The sequence below is a fragment of the Granulicella sibirica genome (assembly GCF_004115155.1).
Taxonomy (GTDB): domain Bacteria; phylum Acidobacteriota; class Terriglobia; order Terriglobales; family Acidobacteriaceae; genus Edaphobacter; species Edaphobacter sibiricus.
The window spans coordinates 2,574,034-2,590,017 of record NZ_RDSM01000001.1 but is presented as its reverse complement, the minus strand read 5'-3'; the positions used below and the strand labels follow the sequence as shown (position 1 = coordinate 2,590,017).

Below are 15,984 nucleotides of genomic sequence, written 5' to 3'. Positions count from 1 at the left end.
CGTCTCCCTCGCGAACGAACGACAGCAGGGCCGTGAGCTGCCGCCGCTTCACGTCCTTTTCTGATACGTGATCCACGAAACGGCGGTCTACCTTCACGCCTTCGAGCTGGCGATCCTTCACTCTGATTGCAGAGTTCGGGCACGAGAGCGACGTCTCTGCTGATCTGTGGCGGACAACTCAATACGGTTAAGTCTTATTTGCCTCGTGCGTACGCAGTCTCTAGCGTTGTCAACTGCAGTCGAAAGACTGTTCCGTTGTCTATCTCGCTTTGGACCTCAATGGCGCCATGATGAGCATCCACAATCCACTTTGCTATAGATAGACCCAGGCCTGAACCTTCAATGTCTGCGTCGCGAGCACTGGTGGCACGATAGAAACGCTCAAAAACGCGGGGCAGTTCGGCCTCAGCGATGCCGATTCCATTGTCGGACACCTCGATGACGACTCTCTCTTGGCGAATAACTAGCAGAACACCAACCCGTCCACCGACAGGTGTGTATCGAATTGCATTATCTAAGAAGATCAGCAGGACCCTTTTCAAAGCTTGCCGTTCTGCCAAGACAGCCACGGGTGTTGCGGGAATCTCGGCACTCAACGTAAGCTCTTTACGCGCAGCGAGTGCCCGGCTCGTTGTAACCACTTCTTCAACGATCTGGCCGACGTCAAGAACAGACATATCCAACGACGCTGGATTGGCATCAGCCCTTGCCAGCGTCAAAAGGTTTTCAACCAAATCGCTTGTGTACTCCGCTTCCGTGAGTATCTGTCCAACCATCTCTTCATATTCGGCGACGGACCTGGGTCGTTCCAATATGACCTCGGACGTAGTCCGTATCGCTGCGATCGGTGTTCGAAGTTCGTGGGAAGCATCCGCCGTAAATTGCGCGACTCTCGTAAACGCTTTTTCAAGTCGGAGGAGCATTCCGTTCAAGGTACTCGTAAGGTGGTATAGCTCATCTTGAGCAACTGGCAAGACAAGTCGCTTTGAAAGACTTTGTCCGGAAATCACCTGGGCTGCCTGCGTGATGGCGCGGACGGGCTTCATCGCACGCCCACTAAGCCAATACCCCCCCGCACCTGCCAGAATGAGTACCGCAGGAAGTGTCCAGAATGCGATAAAGCGGAACCATAACAGAACTTTATTCAGAGAACTTACGACTTCGGCTACTTGGACGAGGTAAAGTCGATCGCTTTGTCGGATCGTTGCTGCCAAAACCCGGATGCTGGTTCGCCGGGGGCGCTGAATGGTGTAGAAATGAGGCGCGCAACTCAGGTCCGGAGCTTCAGCAGGGACGCGAAGCGCAACCATCGACGGTGTCTGGTAGAGCCATGATCCGCTAGCGTTTGTGAGCTGATAGAAATCTTCGCCAGGTTGAACGCCTGAAGCTTTGCGAAATTCGTTGGGCATGCTTGATTCGCTGGACGCCTCATGAAGGAGGAGAAACTGCTGCATTTCTTCCATGCGCGCCCGGAGATCGTGATCGACGGAGCGCTGGATTGCGCTTCGCATTCCAAAGTACATACCGACGGACAAGAGCAGGTACGTAAGGCAAACAACGCCAAGGTACCAAACGGTGAGGCGGACACGAATGGGGAGTGGTTTCAATCGGGAGCTCCAGACATGAGCCGATAGCCCACTCCCCGCACAGTTTGTATCAACTTCGATTCGCGATTAATGTCAATCTTTCCTCTTAGGTTGCGAATGAACACTTCTAAAGTGTTTTCTGCTGTGTCATCGGCGAGACCCCATACGCGCTCTATTATCGACGCGCGGCTTAGTACTTGGTTTGGACGGCGCATCAAAAACTCAAGCAGTAGATACTCCTTGCGTGTTAGCGCGACGAGCCTTCCTCCTCTAGTGACATCGCCAGCTGTAGGGTCGAGGACGAGATCCGCAACTTCAAGACGCACGCCGAGGATAGCGGGACCGCGCCTGGCAACTGCCCGCAGGCGCGCCATGAACTCAGCAACGGCAAACGGCTTAGTCAGGTAGTCATCAACGCCCAGGTCAAGAGTCGAGACCATATCGGAGATTGTGTCTCGTGCGGTGAGGACGAGCACCGGTATGCGATTGTTTGAGGCCCTTAGACGTCGGACGACCTCACTACCATCCATGTGAGGTAGCATCATGTCAAGGACAACGACATCGAAGTACCCGCTCCCCGCGTGAGCAAGACCGCTCGGTCCATCGAAGCAGATGACGGCAGAATGACCCTTCTCCTCTAAAGTCTTCTTAAGCATTCGAGCTACTTGTTTCTTGTCTTCGACAATGAGCACATGCACAGCTCTACCTCTACGTTCAGATTATTACGGCCGGAACATTCTGAACGCGGGCCAAGTGAATGATCTTCAGGAGATCTTCAGCAAGGGGTCATAGCCTCTTCTTGAGTGCGGTGTTCGTGGCGCAATTGCTCGCCTCCATGTCTGCGGAGGCCAGAGAAGCCCACATCCGCAGACATGAGGACCGTCAACATCGACGCCCGATGATCTAAGGTGCCGTATTCTCTAAAGCTTAGGAGGTTGAAATGAAGCGTTTACACATGCCGCCGATCGACATCAGATATTGGACAGCAATCACACTTTCCAGCATATTCGGCACAAATCTTGGAGACCTCTATGCGCACAAGAGCGGTCTTGGTCTTATTCAAGGGGTCGGCGTACTGTCCCTTCTTGCTGCTCTCGTGTTCGCGACTGAGCGCTTCGAGAACCGACGCCATCAAGTCTACTACTGGCTGATCATCATAATCATTCGCACAGGCGCGACCAACATTGCAGATTACCTCGCCTACATCGCCAAAGTTCCGCCGGTGTTGCTCGGTCTCGGCGTCACCGTGATCCTTTGCTTCTTTGCTTGGATCAGCTCCTTCACCAAACGCGGCACTGTCAGTTCATCGAATACCCTGCCTAACACAAACATTGCTTACTGGATCGCGATGCTGGCCGCAGGTGTGTTCGGAACATTGGGAGGTGATCTATGCTCGGACATTTTGGGGGAAGGCTCCTCATCGCTTGGTCTTGGCGCAATTCTCCTGATTGTGCTGTTCTTCGGGCGACAAAGCACAGCGAAGATGCCTGTCGTGTACTGGGTCACCGTAGCGATTGCCCGTACGGCCGGAACGTCGATGGGAGACTGGCTCGCTGAGAACCACACATTGTATTTCGGGTTATCGATCAGCACCCTCATCACAGGAGTTGCCTTCTTGTCAGTTCTGCTCTTCTGGAAAAGTGAGTCCTGGAGAGCGGAAGATACGGGCTCGCGCATTGCGTCCCCCTCGAAGTGACGTCCCGAGGCGTCTGAGCGTCACCATTTGTCCGGTCAATATTCTCGTATTCATACGCCGTGATCATCAATCGTTGAGTAACTCAGACTGGAAAGAGAGCGACCCAAACGGTTCTCGGAATCAAATACGCGAGAGTCCGGCCTTGTCACCGGTCTATTTAGAAAACTCTACAGTGTCCATCTTTACTCGATTGCTGAGTTCGGGCAGAGAGTGACGTCACTGCCGACTCCATCGGGTGCCCTGAAAGGTCATTGCGTCTTGCTTCGAACAGAGGTTTGTGACATGGAAAAATCCAGTTTTCTTAGACCACCGCGGCAACCTGAAACCGCTGTTCCGCAACAAGCCTCTTCTCGTTCTTTGAGGCTGTTCAACGGAAGTATTCACTGGATCAGTGCTGTCGTGCTGCTCTACGCCTTTATCAGCAATGGTGAATCGAACCGAGCTATGAATAGTTCGGTTGCGATGAAAGGAGAAGTGAAGGTAGGCGTTGTTGTGGGGCTGATTTTTTTCGTACGATTTATGTGGGCGAGCCGTCGGCATTCCGCCGGCGGCCGCTGGACAATTGCATTCGCTCCGACATTGTCTTCGAACCTCAGACTGCTGATGAACTTGGGGATATACCTCGGCGTGGCAGCCTCTGTCATATCCGGACTCCTCATCGCGTACCTGCGTCCGGGGGCCCGGGTCATCCCTCACACAAGAGGATTGACTGATCGCTCTTCTCTCAACGGTGCGATCAATTCACATGTATTCGTCACAGCTGCGCTGGAATGGCTATGCGCTTTCCACGTCGCCTACTTTGTGTGGCTGGGGATTCGGAAGAAGACACACTGGGGACAAGTTGCGGGGGATCGGCTTGATCGGACTATCTCGAGCTTCGACTTTACCTTTGTATGGCGTCTGGTCGGCAGAAGGACCGGGCGATGAAAAGGGTGCCGGCTCCGCGAATACCCGGCGCTCGCGGCAACGGGTGACTTCAAAGCGTGCTCGAGCCTGCGTGCAAGATGATTCCCCCGAATGTGCAAAATGAACGATCCAGTACTCAGGAAAGGAGGTGCGTTGCGCTCTTTAGCCGCGACTGCTTCTGGAAAGCTATCTATCACTGAGGACTTCTCAGTTTTCGTATGAGTTGGTCCATCCAAACCAAAACGGCTCTCCTTTTGCAGGGAACGGTCTGCAGCGACGGTGTAAATTGCCATAGTCCGCATTTATCCAATCCCAAGAGGCCTACGTGTTGGTTCACGATAATCAGAGAGAGCATTCTCCTCGTGATAGTTGGCAGATCGACAGTCCGTTCGCATACGAGACTCTTCTCTCTGTATGCTCCTAAAACTTAATCTGTAGGTTGAGTTGCAAGCGCCGCGAAGGTTGGGCTGCTACCGCTTTATCAAAGAAGGGCGAGCTGACGATGCCAACATACGTGACATCGTTTTGATGATTAAGCGTGTTGAACGAATTCAACGATAACGTAAATGTCGGCCCCTTCGTATCCTTCGTCACTGCGAATTCACGTGATAGGTCGAGATCCAGGTCAAGATAATCCGGGCCATGCAAAGAGTTGCGGGGTATTCCAGCAGGTCTGTCATTTATGACACCGTCGCTATTGTTATCGTCGCCGGTGGTCACATTGGTTGGCATGCCCGAGTTTACCGATAATGCTGTGCCTAGATCAAACCATCTTCTCGCGTGAACAGTTCCGAGAAGATTAAGTTTATGGCGCCTGTCGTTATCTGACCGAGACCAGTCTGCGTTTGGATCGTAGCTGTCGGCAGGAAAGTATCGGATTCCGCCGGTATTGTTGTATGTCTTTGCTAGCACATACTGGACCTGGCCCGTGAAGTATGGAGTCGGGGAACCTCGGAAAGTGAATTCCAGAGAGTTGCTTTTCAGGTACCCTTTCGACTGGATCTCTCGAACTTGTCCTAGAGAGCGATTGGGATTTGCTGAAAAGCCGGGTGTTTGCGGGGCGTTCGTGTTGATCGATCGAAAAAGGTCAATGCCTCTTGCGCCTATGTAGTTGATTGCGGCTGTGCTCTTAGCCGTGACCTGCTGCTCGACACCAAGACCATATTGAAGTGTGTAAGGAATTCGCGCTCGAGGGTCCAGCGTGACAAGACTCGTCGGTACAGCGGAGACCTCTATGGGAGTGGCGGGATAAGTAGGATCGATGAGAATCAATCGTAGTAGGTTCGCGCCGTTGTAGTGCACCAGGTCGGCGATCGGAGAAGGACCCGTGCGGTCAAAGAAAAAGCCTGCTCCCCCCCGCACCACGGTGGAACCCTTGCGGAAGGGTGCATAGGCTAAGCTCAAGCGCGGGGCCACGTTGTGCGGGACATCATGGAAGTAGTTCTGAAAGTAGTAGCGCACGCCTGCCGAAATCGAGAGTTTCGGCGAAACACGTACGTCATCTGCGAATAGGCCAGAGACCACTTTTTCGACAAATGCTACGTGCCCTGAACCAGTCTGCACGATGTATTGAAATGGCTGACTGGCCTGGTAGCTCTGTAAGCTATCGAAAGAATATGTGCCAAGCTGGTTCGTAAAGTCGTCGTTCCCCCGCCGGCTAATGTCTGGGACATCGATCCCGAACTTGATGACCTGCTTCCCGCTGCTGTAGGTCACGATGTCAACACCGTCGAAGTGCGATTCCGTCCTGAATGTGTCGGCCTGCGCCCCACCACCAGTGAAAGATCCCGACACTGCGATTTGCGCAGCGTCGGTTGTGCTCCGGATTCGGCTATCGTTGTGACCGACGAGAAAGTGCACTAAGTTTACGAGCTTTGGGGACGCGACATACGTGTCCTGGACGTTGATCTCATGCTCGAACCCGACTGTATCCGTGCCAGCTTCCGGCAATACGGTGCCGCCTACGCCCACGTTGGCATCCGTCCCGTGCTCATATGAGTAGCCAATCCAGAAGTGGTTGGCTTGCCCGTAGTCGTGGAAAACACGCTCCGATAGAATGTAGTGGTGGATCGGACTGGGTACATTCTCATGGATCTCACCTGTCGGTAGCGCTGCATCCACGATCGACTGCAGATTGTCGTTATCGCGTTCAAACGACACGAGGAAGGTGGTCTTCTTGTCCCGAGAAAGTGGACCAGTGAGCGAACCTTCATAATAGGTCCGTTGTTCAGCCGGTTTCACAGCAGCGAACGCGGGCTGCGCATCAAAGAGGGAGTCGCGGTAGAGAAACGTGGCAGACCCGTGGAACTGAGGAGTTCCGCCCTCCGTCTCAAGCTCAAGGCGCGCACGACCCGGTCTAGAGAATAGAACGGAATAGGGGTCATGGTTGATCTTGACACTGGCAACCGCGGATGGTGTAACACCTGGCCCGTTTGCCTCTACCCCGTTTACGACTAGCGTCACACCGTTGGTTCCGATCGAATCTGGATCCAGGAACCGAGACAGCGTGGTGACATAGTCGTTATCGAAGACTGGCAACCGATCCAGCGCGCTTCGGTCCACGCTATTCGCGTTCTGATTAGCTTCGATCGCTGTGTCCACCTGAGCGGGTAAAGCGGACCCATCGACGGATATCGAATCGTCTTCCCCCTTGACGGCCATCACAATTAGGGTTGGGGCAGACTCCCCAGCCGACACCGAGGTCAGCACCCTCGCCTCACGAAAACCGGATTCCGTCACGTCGAGTACATACGAGCCGGTCGTGGCGGAGGAGAAGCGAAATCCTCCTCCTCCATCAGTGACTTGTTGAGCGATTGGCCTGCCCTTTTGCGAGAGCAGCCTAACGACGGCGCCTCGTATTACTGCGCCGGAAGAATCCTGCACAGTTCCGGTGATGAAAGGGCCAATTTGCGCAAACAACTGAAGCGGGCATAAGAGGGGCAATAAAAAGACAGTTTTCGAGAGTTTGATCGCAGACTCCAGCAATAAGTCCGGGGCATGAGTGATGCGCCCGTGAGTTGTTCTGAAAAACAGCGTAGAGAGATAACCTGTAGATTGCCTGAAGATTGAACAAATTGAGGAAACGGAGGTGTTGCTGGTTTGCGATACCAATCCATGCTCAGCCGTGAAGACCACTCCTCATTGATGGTCCATCCCAACATTGGTAAGCCGGAGCGCCGAAGTCATTTGTCTCATCAAGAGTTTTCACGGTTGGCCATTCGCGCGAACCAGCAGCTCGTCCTTAGAAAGCATTCTCAAGCGTTGGAGAAATCGGCTGAGAGCGGATTGCGCTAACCGAAGGCGCATAGCTGCCCTTGTTACATTCTTCTCCTCCGCTAGAATGACGAAACAAATCGAGAGGTTGAGGTCGGCATTCCGAAGCCGATCTAAGCGCATTGTCATAAGAGAAGTATCCGTAAGTTAGCCATGAATTTCAATCATGCGCGGGCCTACTGCTTTGCATGGTGCAGATGGTTCTTGGTCGCATCCGATAGTAGAGAGAATGCAAGGAGCCGCAAGGCGACAGTTCGTGCAAACAGACGACTGTGTTTGTTTGGTCCTTGCTGATGGCTCCGGCGAGAGACTCTGCCTTGCGCTGCGAGGTTTCCGCGGCTACCAGGGGCGCATCACGCCCGGTGCATGGATGTCGCATAGCGTCCAACCAACACAACAGGAGAATATAGATGGAGCAAGAATCGTTTTTGACCGCTTTGACCGATGCGCTGGGATCTCAGATTTCAACCGGAGAGCGGGCTGCCCAAGCGGTCCACACCGCACTTTGGAATAAAGCTTGCCGCAATAGACCTCGCGCTCTCGTCGATTGCCTGACTGTCGACAATGTGCAGCAGGTCGTCAAGTTGGCAACAGAATACGGGGTACCCATTTCGGTGCTTGGGGGGGGGCGGCATTGGGCTGGATTTGCGGTCGTGCAAGGGGGCGTCGTTCTCAATCTTCGCCCGATGTCGCGGGTTCATGTCGATCGAGAAAGCCGTACGGTGACCCTGGGAGGCGGCAGTCTGATCAACGATGTTTTACTGGAACTCCCGGACGATCTGGCCTCCGTGACGGGGGCGGTATCAAGCGTCGGATACACCGGGCTAACACTCGGGGGCGGTTACGGCCCGCTGAACAGTCGCTTCGGACTTGCGTGCGACACCATGCGAAGTGCACAAGTCGTGCTCGCAGACGGCAATGTGGTCACTGCCAGTGCACAGGATAATCCCGATCTCTTTTGGGCGCTCCGCGGAGGAGGCGGCAACTACGGCGTGGTAACTTCGATGGAACTAGAATTGTTTTCGGTACCGACAGTACAGTCCGCGACGATCCTCTTCCCGCTGTCGTCGGCGGCCACGACGCTGTCGCATCTGCAGGAGATCACCGAAGCATCTCCCGATGGGTTAAGCGTGCTTTCGGGACTGGTGACTCTGCATAGTGGTCAGAAGGGCCTCTTCCTTCAGCCTCTTCTCAGCGAAAAGTCTGAAATCGGCGAGCGGCTATTCGAAAAGCTATGCAACTTGCCCAATTCGAAGGTTGTCGCCCGGCGATGGTCGCCGTACAACCAAATCTTTGATCGTGAAGCCGAGAAAGCATGGTCGGCAAACGAGAACTATCGAGTCAGCGCACGCTTTTGCGAAGTATTGAACGGCGCAGTAGTCGACGTTCTCACGCGAGGCGCAGAGCGCGCACCCACTCCAGGCTGTGTTCTCCTTCTGCACGACTTTCATGGACAAGCAAGTCGGATCCAGCTCGAAAGCTCTGCCTATCCGCTTCGAAAAAACCACTACCTCGTTGAAGTTATCGCAGGTTGGGACAGCGTTGAGGACGGAGTTGCGGCGGGAGAATGGTTCGACCAAGTGTTGGAGGAGCTATCCCAGCTCTCCCTGTCTGGTGGCTATCCCAATGTGCTCGGTCCTGCAGAACAAAAACGAACCTACGACTTCTACGAGCCTTCTCGAACACGACTGAGGGCAGTCAAAAATAAGTTTGACCCTCACGATGTCTTCTCCTCGAACGTGTGTCAGTTGTGACATAACGCACCGCAGATGACGTCAAGCGGCATCGAGCTCAGCACATCGTCGCTCATTCATGGACTTGCTTGCCGTCGCAGAGAGCTTACTAACCACTGTCGCTACTTCAATAGGTGATGAAGCAGATTATCGATCCATTTTCGGAAGTCATGTCGGCCCTCGACCTCGTCGTTCAACAAGTAGGTAGCGTGAGCCTCGCCGGAAGTACGAGCTTAAGGTTCCCTGATAAAGGATCTATCAAGTTTCTTGTGGTAGTCTCGGGCCAGGGTAGCCTCATCGTAGGCGGTGTGCCATCGGTAATCACACTTGAGGCAGGCGACTGTGTGGTGCTGCCTCGCGGGACAGCGCACTCCCTAACCTGTAGGTGCGTCGACAAGTCGGTGATCAGCTATCCGGAGGGGAGCAACGATCATGCTGGCTGCTTCCTTGTGAGTGGAGAGCTCCTGCTTATGAGTAGTCACGCCGAGGCGATGTTTCGGTCCGTACTTCCGCCTCTCATTCACCGTCGCAGTAGAGAAGTTCATCATGGTCTCACGATGACTCTGAGCCGTCTAATCAATGAAGTAAAGCATCCACAACCTGGCAGTGCATTGATGACGCAATGTCTCGCGACCATAATCCTCATGCAAATTCTCCGGTGTCACGTCGAAGAGTTTGCAATAACCAGTGTCGGTTGGTTGTTCGCGCTTGCCGATGATGCAATGGCAGTCGCGATGACCCGGATCCATGAGGCTCCAGGTCATCGTTGGAGCCTGCAAGAGTTGGCGCGGCACGCCGGGCTGTCGCGGTCCACGTTCGCAAAGAGGTTCAAGAACATTGTCGGCGTGACTCCGATGGAATACCTAACGCGATGGCGGATGATCTTGGCAGGCGCGAGATTAACCTCGTCCAGTGAACCGGTGTCGCGGATCGCCTCCTCGTTCGGCTACGAGTCAGAGAATGCCTTCGGAAAGGTATTTCGGAATATTATGGGCGCCTCACCGGCCAAGTACCGGCGGGCCTGCCGCAAACGCGCGCCGCGTGGCCGCATTGGACATGTTGCATGACGATATATAAAGTCGCTTCGACGGGCGCTGTTTCAGCTCCAGATCGAAGGCGGGAAGCTTACCCGGAACGGTCTTCAAGTCGAGATGACCGGCACCAATGGGGATCTTGAAACGTTGAGAGTTTTGAAGCATGCGTGTCCGACGTGGATCCGCTTCAGTTCTTCGTCGAAACAGGACCGCCGTCAGCAGCAGATAAACGGCTAGATCAAGTTTAAAGCGTCGACAAAGTGAACAACGGAACCACACTCAATGCTTCGTGTCGCACTGCCCACACTGCTCACACTCCTTCCCGCCTTCACTCAAGCCCAGTTACCTCTTCAGCAACAGATTCACGATCTCGCCAAAGAGGCTCATGGCATCGTCTCAGTGGCTTGTTCGCTGCGTGGCAGAACCTGAATTGCGACCTCAACCCGCATGGTCAAGAGCCGATGCAATCTGCTTTCAAGTTTCTACTTAATGTCGCAGTTCTACACGCAGTCGGGCAAGGAAAGCTCTCCTTAGACCAGTCAGTGCACTCTTTACCTTCAGACACCTATAAGGATACTTTCAGCCCATTGCAGGATATGTACACCGCTGCGAACGTCGATGTGCCTCTGCGTCAGTTACCGGAACTCTGGGTTGGGCATCCGGATAATACCGCCAATGACATACTGCTGCGGCAGATGGGCGGAACGGCACCGGTTCAGCAGTATCTCGATTCACTCGGCCTTCAGGGTATTCAGATACGAGACTCGGAAGCAAGCATGCATGATGATGAACGGCGACAGTACCGTAACACCGGTGAACCTGCCACGTTTGTAAAGCTCCTTTGCATGCTCGCGGAGAACTCCCTCCTCACTCACGGGAACACAAAGTACCTGCTCAGCATTATGAGTTCCTCCCCATCTTTTCCGAACAGGATATGCGGGCTGCTACCCGCTGGAACGATTGTCGCTTATAAGACGGGCACGGCAGGATATAACAACAACATGGCAGCAGCAACAAACGATGTCGCATTGATCACGCTTCCGACGGGCGGCGCCTAGCACTGGCGATCTTAGTAAGAGATGCACATGCTGACGAAGCTGCTGTGGAGCACACAATAGCGGCGATTGCGCGCGCGTGCTATGACGCAGCATTGAAAGCAGAACGTTAACTCGGAGCACCCCACGTTGGTGCCAGATCATGGGATCTTCGGCTCTGTTTCATCAGTCACGACTGGAAGTTCACATCAGGACGGGGGCATTGAATAAATTATCTTCAAGCGCCGGCGCTCCCTGCAGAAATCATCCTGCTGTAGGTTTATCGTTACTGTCAGTACGACGTTAGCTACTTGGATCTCATGGAGATGATGCAGGAGCGCCGTTGGGTAGACGGTTTAACCATCACGCGTTGAATGCGCCGGAGTTGGACAAGCGGGTGCGCTGGTACCAGGGCTAGCGAACTGCTTTGTGGCGTTTGGATGAGACGTATGTGAAGGAGGTAGGCGGCAGCGGCGATACTCCGGCAACCCATTGCTATCCGGGAAGAGCACTGGCGATCATGACCATTGGCTGCCCCCGCTCACCTCGTACCAACTCGGTTCGTATCCGAAACGAGCCGCGACCTGCAACGGGAGGATGGGCTATCTGCCGCGACAAATAGCGTACCTGCAAATACCTGCACAACATCATTGAAGTCGACCATGGCGCACCCACGCGAGTCATTGGCCCCCCTGAGAGGCTCAGGCGATGAGCACGCGGCCGCTTCGATCGAGTACTTTGAAGTACTACGCGTTACCTGGCGGGGGCATCGCCTCACCTGTAAGCAGCGTGTGAGAATGATTGATTAATCCCTTCGACATCTTGTTTGTCTCGACCTGATTAGGTGTCGAGACAGACAAGCTGTGCCCGGGTTGTTGATGCGACAGGTCCAAGGGCCTGGCATAATGTCGACGCTAAGCAGGAATATCTCGCTCAGGCCGGTGAGTTGATTCTTGATGGACCAACGCTATCCCATACGTCCCGGCGATCGCTATGACCGATTTGAGCGGACAGGCACGCGCCTCGGCGAGGCGGACATTGTGGAACGCAAAGCCGCTCGGTCCGCCGTATGAGTAGCAAGCATAGTTGGCGGGAACCGTTTGCATGGTGTGAATGACGTTCCAATCGCATCCGATTGAATGTGTCATGAACGCGAAGCCGGCCGACCCACGACTGCCGGCTTCAGCTTCAATACATGAAGCGAAGGCTTACGAATCTAACATTAGGAGAGTTCTAAATAATGACAAACCAAGCTGATCTCGGTGGCATGTTCACCTTTCCCGGTACACAGCTGCAGGTTCGCCGCATGGGTTTTGGCGCGATGCAGTTGGCAGGGCCACACGCATACGGACCATCAAAGGCTCGTGACGGGGGTTCCGCGGTCCTAAACGAGGTAATTGCGGCGGGCGTTAATCATATCGACACAAGCGACTACTACGGTCCACACTCGGTCAATCAGATCATTAGACAGACGCTTCATCCTTATCGCGACGACCTCGTTATTGTTACGAAGCTGGGTTGGCGCCGTGGGGACAGTGGCTCTTGGATCCCTGCGGTCTCCGCCAGTGATATCACCGCTGGCGCACATGAGAACCTGCGTAACCTTGGTCTCGATGCGCTGGAAATTGTAAACCTACGGGTAGGCGGCGAGTTGTGGCCCACAGAGGGATCGATTGAGGAGCCAATGACTGCGCTTGCCGAATTGCAGCGGCAAGGCCTTATTCGCCATTTGGGCGTGAGCAACGTGTCTCCCCAGCAGTATGCGGAAGCAAAGAAGATTGCGCAGATTGTCTGCGTTCAGAACTTTTACAACGTGGCCCAACGCCGGGACGATGCCTTCATAGACCAACTTGATAAAGAAGGCGTCGCCTACGTACCGTATTTCCCGCTTGGCGGAATGACACCGCTTCAGTCTGCTGAGTTGGACGTTGCAGCTGCCTCGGTAAACGCCACCTCATTGCAGGTGGCGCTTCATTGGCTATTGAAACGGTCGCCCAATATTCTGCTCATTCCCGGAACCTCGTCACTGCTACATCTAAAAGAGAATTTAGAGGCTGTTGACCTTGAGCTATCAGCCGAGATGTTGACCCAGCTGAATGCCATGGGAAGCTACGCCGCGTAGAACCGTTTGGGCCCATCTTTCTGTCCCTTATGATGCGCGTCACGAGGGTGATGTTCTGCAATCGGCTAGAAGCAAACACCATTCTCGTGACCATAATCAGTGAGCGTTGTGGGAGCCATAGCGGAGCGCACGCGGCAGTTACTCCGTAAACGCCAGCGGAAGGGGATGGTTAGCGAAGAATGGGCGTGTACCGTCAGACTCGAGACACTGAACGATAGCTTTGGACCCGGGAGTTGGCGACTGAATGTCCGCGGCCCCGGGAAAAGGGCACTGTTGCTTTAGAACGGTGCCAGGAGCTTGGGCGGCGTAGAGACGTTGGGATGGCTCATGTTCAAGCGTCGACGTTTTCCTATTGAGATCATCCTGGTGTGTGTTCGCTGGTACTGCAACTACGGGATCTCCTATCGCGATCTGGCCGAGATGATGCAGGAGCGCGGCGTGGAAGTAGATCCGTCCACGATCAAGCGCTGGGTCCATCGCTATGCACCTGAACTCGAAAAGCGAGGTTCGATGCTATCAAAGCTACCGAGCGACCTCGCGCCGCGTGGACGAGACATATGTGAAGGTTGGCGGCAAGTGGAAGTACCTGTTCCGGGCTGTCGACAAGCATGGCCTGCTAATCGACTTCATGTTGACGGACCGGCGGAACACCCGGGCAGCCTATCGTTTCCTCGGAAAAGCATTAATGATCATGCGCCACTGCCACCCTCCCCGATTACGACAGCCCATGGATCGTATCCTCAAGCTATCAGCAGGCTGCAGCAAGAGGGCAAGTTGTCAGGGTCGACCAAGCATCACACGTGCAAGTAATTGAACAACATCATTGAGGCGGATCATGCAGCAATCAAGCGAGCCATTCGCCCGACACGGGGCTTTCAAAGGATGAAGACGGCAGCCGCTACCATCAAAGCCTTCGAAGTTATGCGGATGATCCGCAGAGCTCATTGCCTTACCTGCAAGCCGAACGTCCAAGACGAGGTGCGTTTTGTAAACAAGCTGTTCGAGGTCTTCACGATCGCTGCCTACGCGAACAGCGTTAGCGCTAACTGTGCGCAACAGGGTTAATGCAACAGAGCCTTAAAGCGGCTGTGATAAGAGTCGACGATGCGGCGCGCCCCGGGGTTCCCAGGCCAGTAGGGCAAAGACGTAGGAGACGCCTACAACGGAACGGACGAGATCGTTGTCCCTGAGTTTAGATCACCGCTGGATATGCGCTCGATAGACGACAAAGGCAGTATGGATAGCGGGCAATAACAGTCGAGAAAGGCGCATAGAGCCCTCGGCGACTGTTTTATGGCTAGAGGAGGAGCTTTTTATCGGACACTGTGGTCGATTGGGAGCACCACTCAAGTGCGGGACGCTTCAAGAGAAGGAATGTTGGCAGCAAATCGCTGTTCGGCTGTTAAGTTTCTCCGCCGAAGAGATCGAGATCGTCAAAAGAGAGACCACTTTTGCTACAATCATAAGAGGCAGTGACAGTGCCGCGAGATTCAGGTCTCCTCCACAGCAACTCTGGTGTCTCTTACTGGATGTTTACTGGATGTTTCCCCCGGAAATTGGTCATATTCAATGGAAAGTGTGGAATCTGGAGAAAGTATGGAAATTCAGGTTGACCAGTAGAATCAATGAGTTAGGACAACTGGTTGAAAACATAGCAGGCGCGTAGCTCAGTTGGTTAGAGCGCTACCTTGACACGGTAGAGGTCAGCGGTTCGAATCCGCTCGTGCCTACCACCAAATCAACAACATCCGAAGGAACCTCGACAGCAGCTAGGCTGGTTGTGTCGTTCTTCGTGTCGTAACCTCCGATTGTTGCTTTACTGGGACGCTTAGCCGAGAGTGTGTTCACGGCTTCGCACTTCGCTTCCTGCCTCACGTGGCTGTAATGCTCCAGCATCTTCCTCGAAACGTGTCCGTCCACGAAGAATTGCGTGTGCCATGTTGTACCGCGCTTTGTCAGTGCCATCGTCCTCCTCGCATTCTTGCTTTTGACTCAAAGCTATCGTGCGTCTTGTAGTGTTGATTTTCCCTGCGTTGTCTGCCCAGTAACTTCGGTTGCTTATTGCGGTTCGACATCTAGGTTTGCAACCACGCGTTCCTCGTCTATAAACAGGAAAATGCCCGCCGCAGTTGAGACACGTTTCAATCTCTCGCTGTCCCAGAAAGTCTAGACGAAGTTGGTAATAGATCGCATGCAGTATGCCTTCGCTTCGCACATCAGGCAGACTGACAGCCTCCACACCGACGGGAAAGAGGCGCAGCGGAAACTCATTCAGCAGTCCACAGAAGGTGATGTGCGCATAGGGAAGAAAGGCTGCTGCCTGAGCATTTCTGGTCGAGTTCCTGTTTAGAAGTTCATGAGTCTGGTAGATCAAACCGAGTGTCCCAGGATCAACGATCCTTAGATCGTGAATCGCCCTCAGCATGGTCATAGTGTCTGCGCGTCCGTTCCTGTTCACCTGACTCAGCAACTCTACGGCTGCGGCAAATCTGCTTTTTTCAGCGCGCATTGCTTCCAAACGTTGGACGACCACAAGCGTCTCGGTGCCATCATCCTCAAAGCGGCTGGACTGCGTGTCTGATCTGACACAAGAATGCGCC

General features: G+C 54.0%; 10 protein-coding genes, 1 tRNA gene and 1 pseudogene. 8 read left to right on the top strand and 4 right to left on the bottom strand.

The window, feature by feature from the left end:
• Positions 1–194 precede the first annotated feature (194 nt).
• Both GRAN_RS10760 and GRAN_RS10755 read right to left on the bottom strand, forming a co-directional pair.
• A complete protein-coding gene (locus GRAN_RS10760) occupies positions 195–1,607 on the bottom strand; it encodes a sensor histidine kinase (RefSeq protein WP_128912859.1) in 1,413 nt (470 codons plus the stop codon).
• Positions 1,604–2,278, bottom strand: a complete 675-nt coding sequence (locus tag GRAN_RS10755) for a response regulator transcription factor (RefSeq protein ID WP_277751202.1) — start codon at positions 2,276–2,278, stop codon at positions 1,604–1,606. The genes GRAN_RS10760 and GRAN_RS10755 overlap by 4 nt, the downstream gene beginning before the upstream one ends.
• Positions 2,279–2,526: 248 nt before the next feature.
• Here GRAN_RS10755 and GRAN_RS10750 point away from each other — a divergent pair, with 248 nt between their 5' ends.
• Both GRAN_RS10750 and GRAN_RS10745 read left to right on the top strand, forming a co-directional pair.
• Positions 2,527–3,282: a COG4705 family protein gene (locus tag GRAN_RS10750; protein WP_128912857.1), complete on the top strand. Its 756-nt coding sequence runs from the start codon at positions 2,527–2,529 to the stop codon at positions 3,280–3,282.
• 282 nt (positions 3,283–3,564) lie between these two features.
• The gene (locus GRAN_RS10745; RefSeq protein WP_128912856.1) at positions 3,565–4,209 is read left to right on the top strand and encodes a hypothetical protein; all 645 of its coding nucleotides are present in this window, start codon (positions 3,565–3,567) and stop codon (positions 4,207–4,209) included.
• A 399-nt stretch (positions 4,210–4,608) separates the two neighbouring features.
• On the opposite strand, the gene GRAN_RS10740 is transcribed toward GRAN_RS10745, so the two are convergent.
• Positions 4,609–7,323 (bottom strand): TonB-dependent receptor, encoded by a 2,715-nt coding sequence (locus GRAN_RS10740; protein ID WP_128912855.1) that lies wholly within the window; start codon positions 7,321–7,323, stop codon positions 4,609–4,611.
• Between the two features lie 69 nt (positions 7,324–7,392).
• Positions 7,393–7,584 carry a LysR family transcriptional regulator gene (locus tag GRAN_RS26645; RefSeq protein WP_128913093.1) on the bottom strand — a complete coding sequence of 64 codons (192 nt, stop codon included), beginning with the start codon at positions 7,582–7,584 and terminating at the stop codon, positions 7,393–7,395.
• Between the two features lie 287 nt (positions 7,585–7,871).
• On the opposite strand from GRAN_RS26645, the gene GRAN_RS10730 reads away from it, so the two are divergent.
• From GRAN_RS10730 to GRAN_RS10705, 6 genes and pseudogenes are all read left to right on the top strand, one after another.
• The gene (locus tag GRAN_RS10730) at positions 7,872–9,215 is read left to right on the top strand and encodes an FAD-binding oxidoreductase (protein ID WP_128912854.1); all 1,344 of its coding nucleotides are present in this window, start codon (positions 7,872–7,874) and stop codon (positions 9,213–9,215) included.
• 116 nt (positions 9,216–9,331) lie between these two features.
• Complete coding sequence (locus GRAN_RS26995) at positions 9,332–10,261, top strand: AraC family transcriptional regulator (protein WP_128912853.1); 930 nt, start codon at positions 9,332–9,334, stop codon at positions 10,259–10,261.
• A 428-nt stretch (positions 10,262–10,689) separates the two neighbouring features.
• Positions 10,690–11,286: a serine hydrolase gene (locus GRAN_RS10720; RefSeq protein WP_128912852.1), complete on the top strand. Its 597-nt coding sequence runs from the start codon at positions 10,690–10,692 to the stop codon at positions 11,284–11,286.
• 1,216 nt (positions 11,287–12,502) lie between these two features.
• On the top strand, positions 12,503–13,384 hold the full coding sequence (locus tag GRAN_RS10715; RefSeq protein ID WP_128912851.1) for an oxidoreductase: 882 nt from the start codon (positions 12,503–12,505) through the stop codon (positions 13,382–13,384).
• A gap of 327 nt (positions 13,385–13,711) precedes the next feature.
• Positions 13,712–14,449 (top strand): annotated as a pseudogene (locus GRAN_RS10710) (IS6 family transposase).
• Between the two features lie 591 nt (positions 14,450–15,040).
• A tRNA-Val gene (locus tag GRAN_RS10705) sits at positions 15,041–15,117 on the top strand.
• Positions 15,118–15,984: the final 867 nt, after the last annotated feature.

Excerpts from the sequence above, each read along its gene's own strand:
- GRAN_RS10750 (WP_128912857.1), top strand. The coding sequence starts at position 2,527 with ATGAAGCGTTTACACATGCCGCCGATCGACATCAGATATTGGACAGCA.
- GRAN_RS10745 (WP_128912856.1), top strand. The coding sequence starts at position 3,565 with ATGGAAAAATCCAGTTTTCTTAGACCACCGCGGCAACCTGAAACCGCT.
- GRAN_RS26645 (WP_128913093.1), bottom strand. The coding sequence starts at position 7,584 with ATGCGCTTAGATCGGCTTCGGAATGCCGACCTCAACCTCTCGATTTGT.
- GRAN_RS10730 (WP_128912854.1), top strand. The coding sequence starts at position 7,872 with ATGGAGCAAGAATCGTTTTTGACCGCTTTGACCGATGCGCTGGGATCT.
- GRAN_RS26995 (WP_128912853.1), top strand. The coding sequence starts at position 9,332 with ATGAAGCAGATTATCGATCCATTTTCGGAAGTCATGTCGGCCCTCGAC.
- GRAN_RS10720 (WP_128912852.1), top strand. The coding sequence starts at position 10,690 with ATGCAATCTGCTTTCAAGTTTCTACTTAATGTCGCAGTTCTACACGCA.
- GRAN_RS10715 (WP_128912851.1), top strand. The coding sequence starts at position 12,503 with ATGACAAACCAAGCTGATCTCGGTGGCATGTTCACCTTTCCCGGTACA.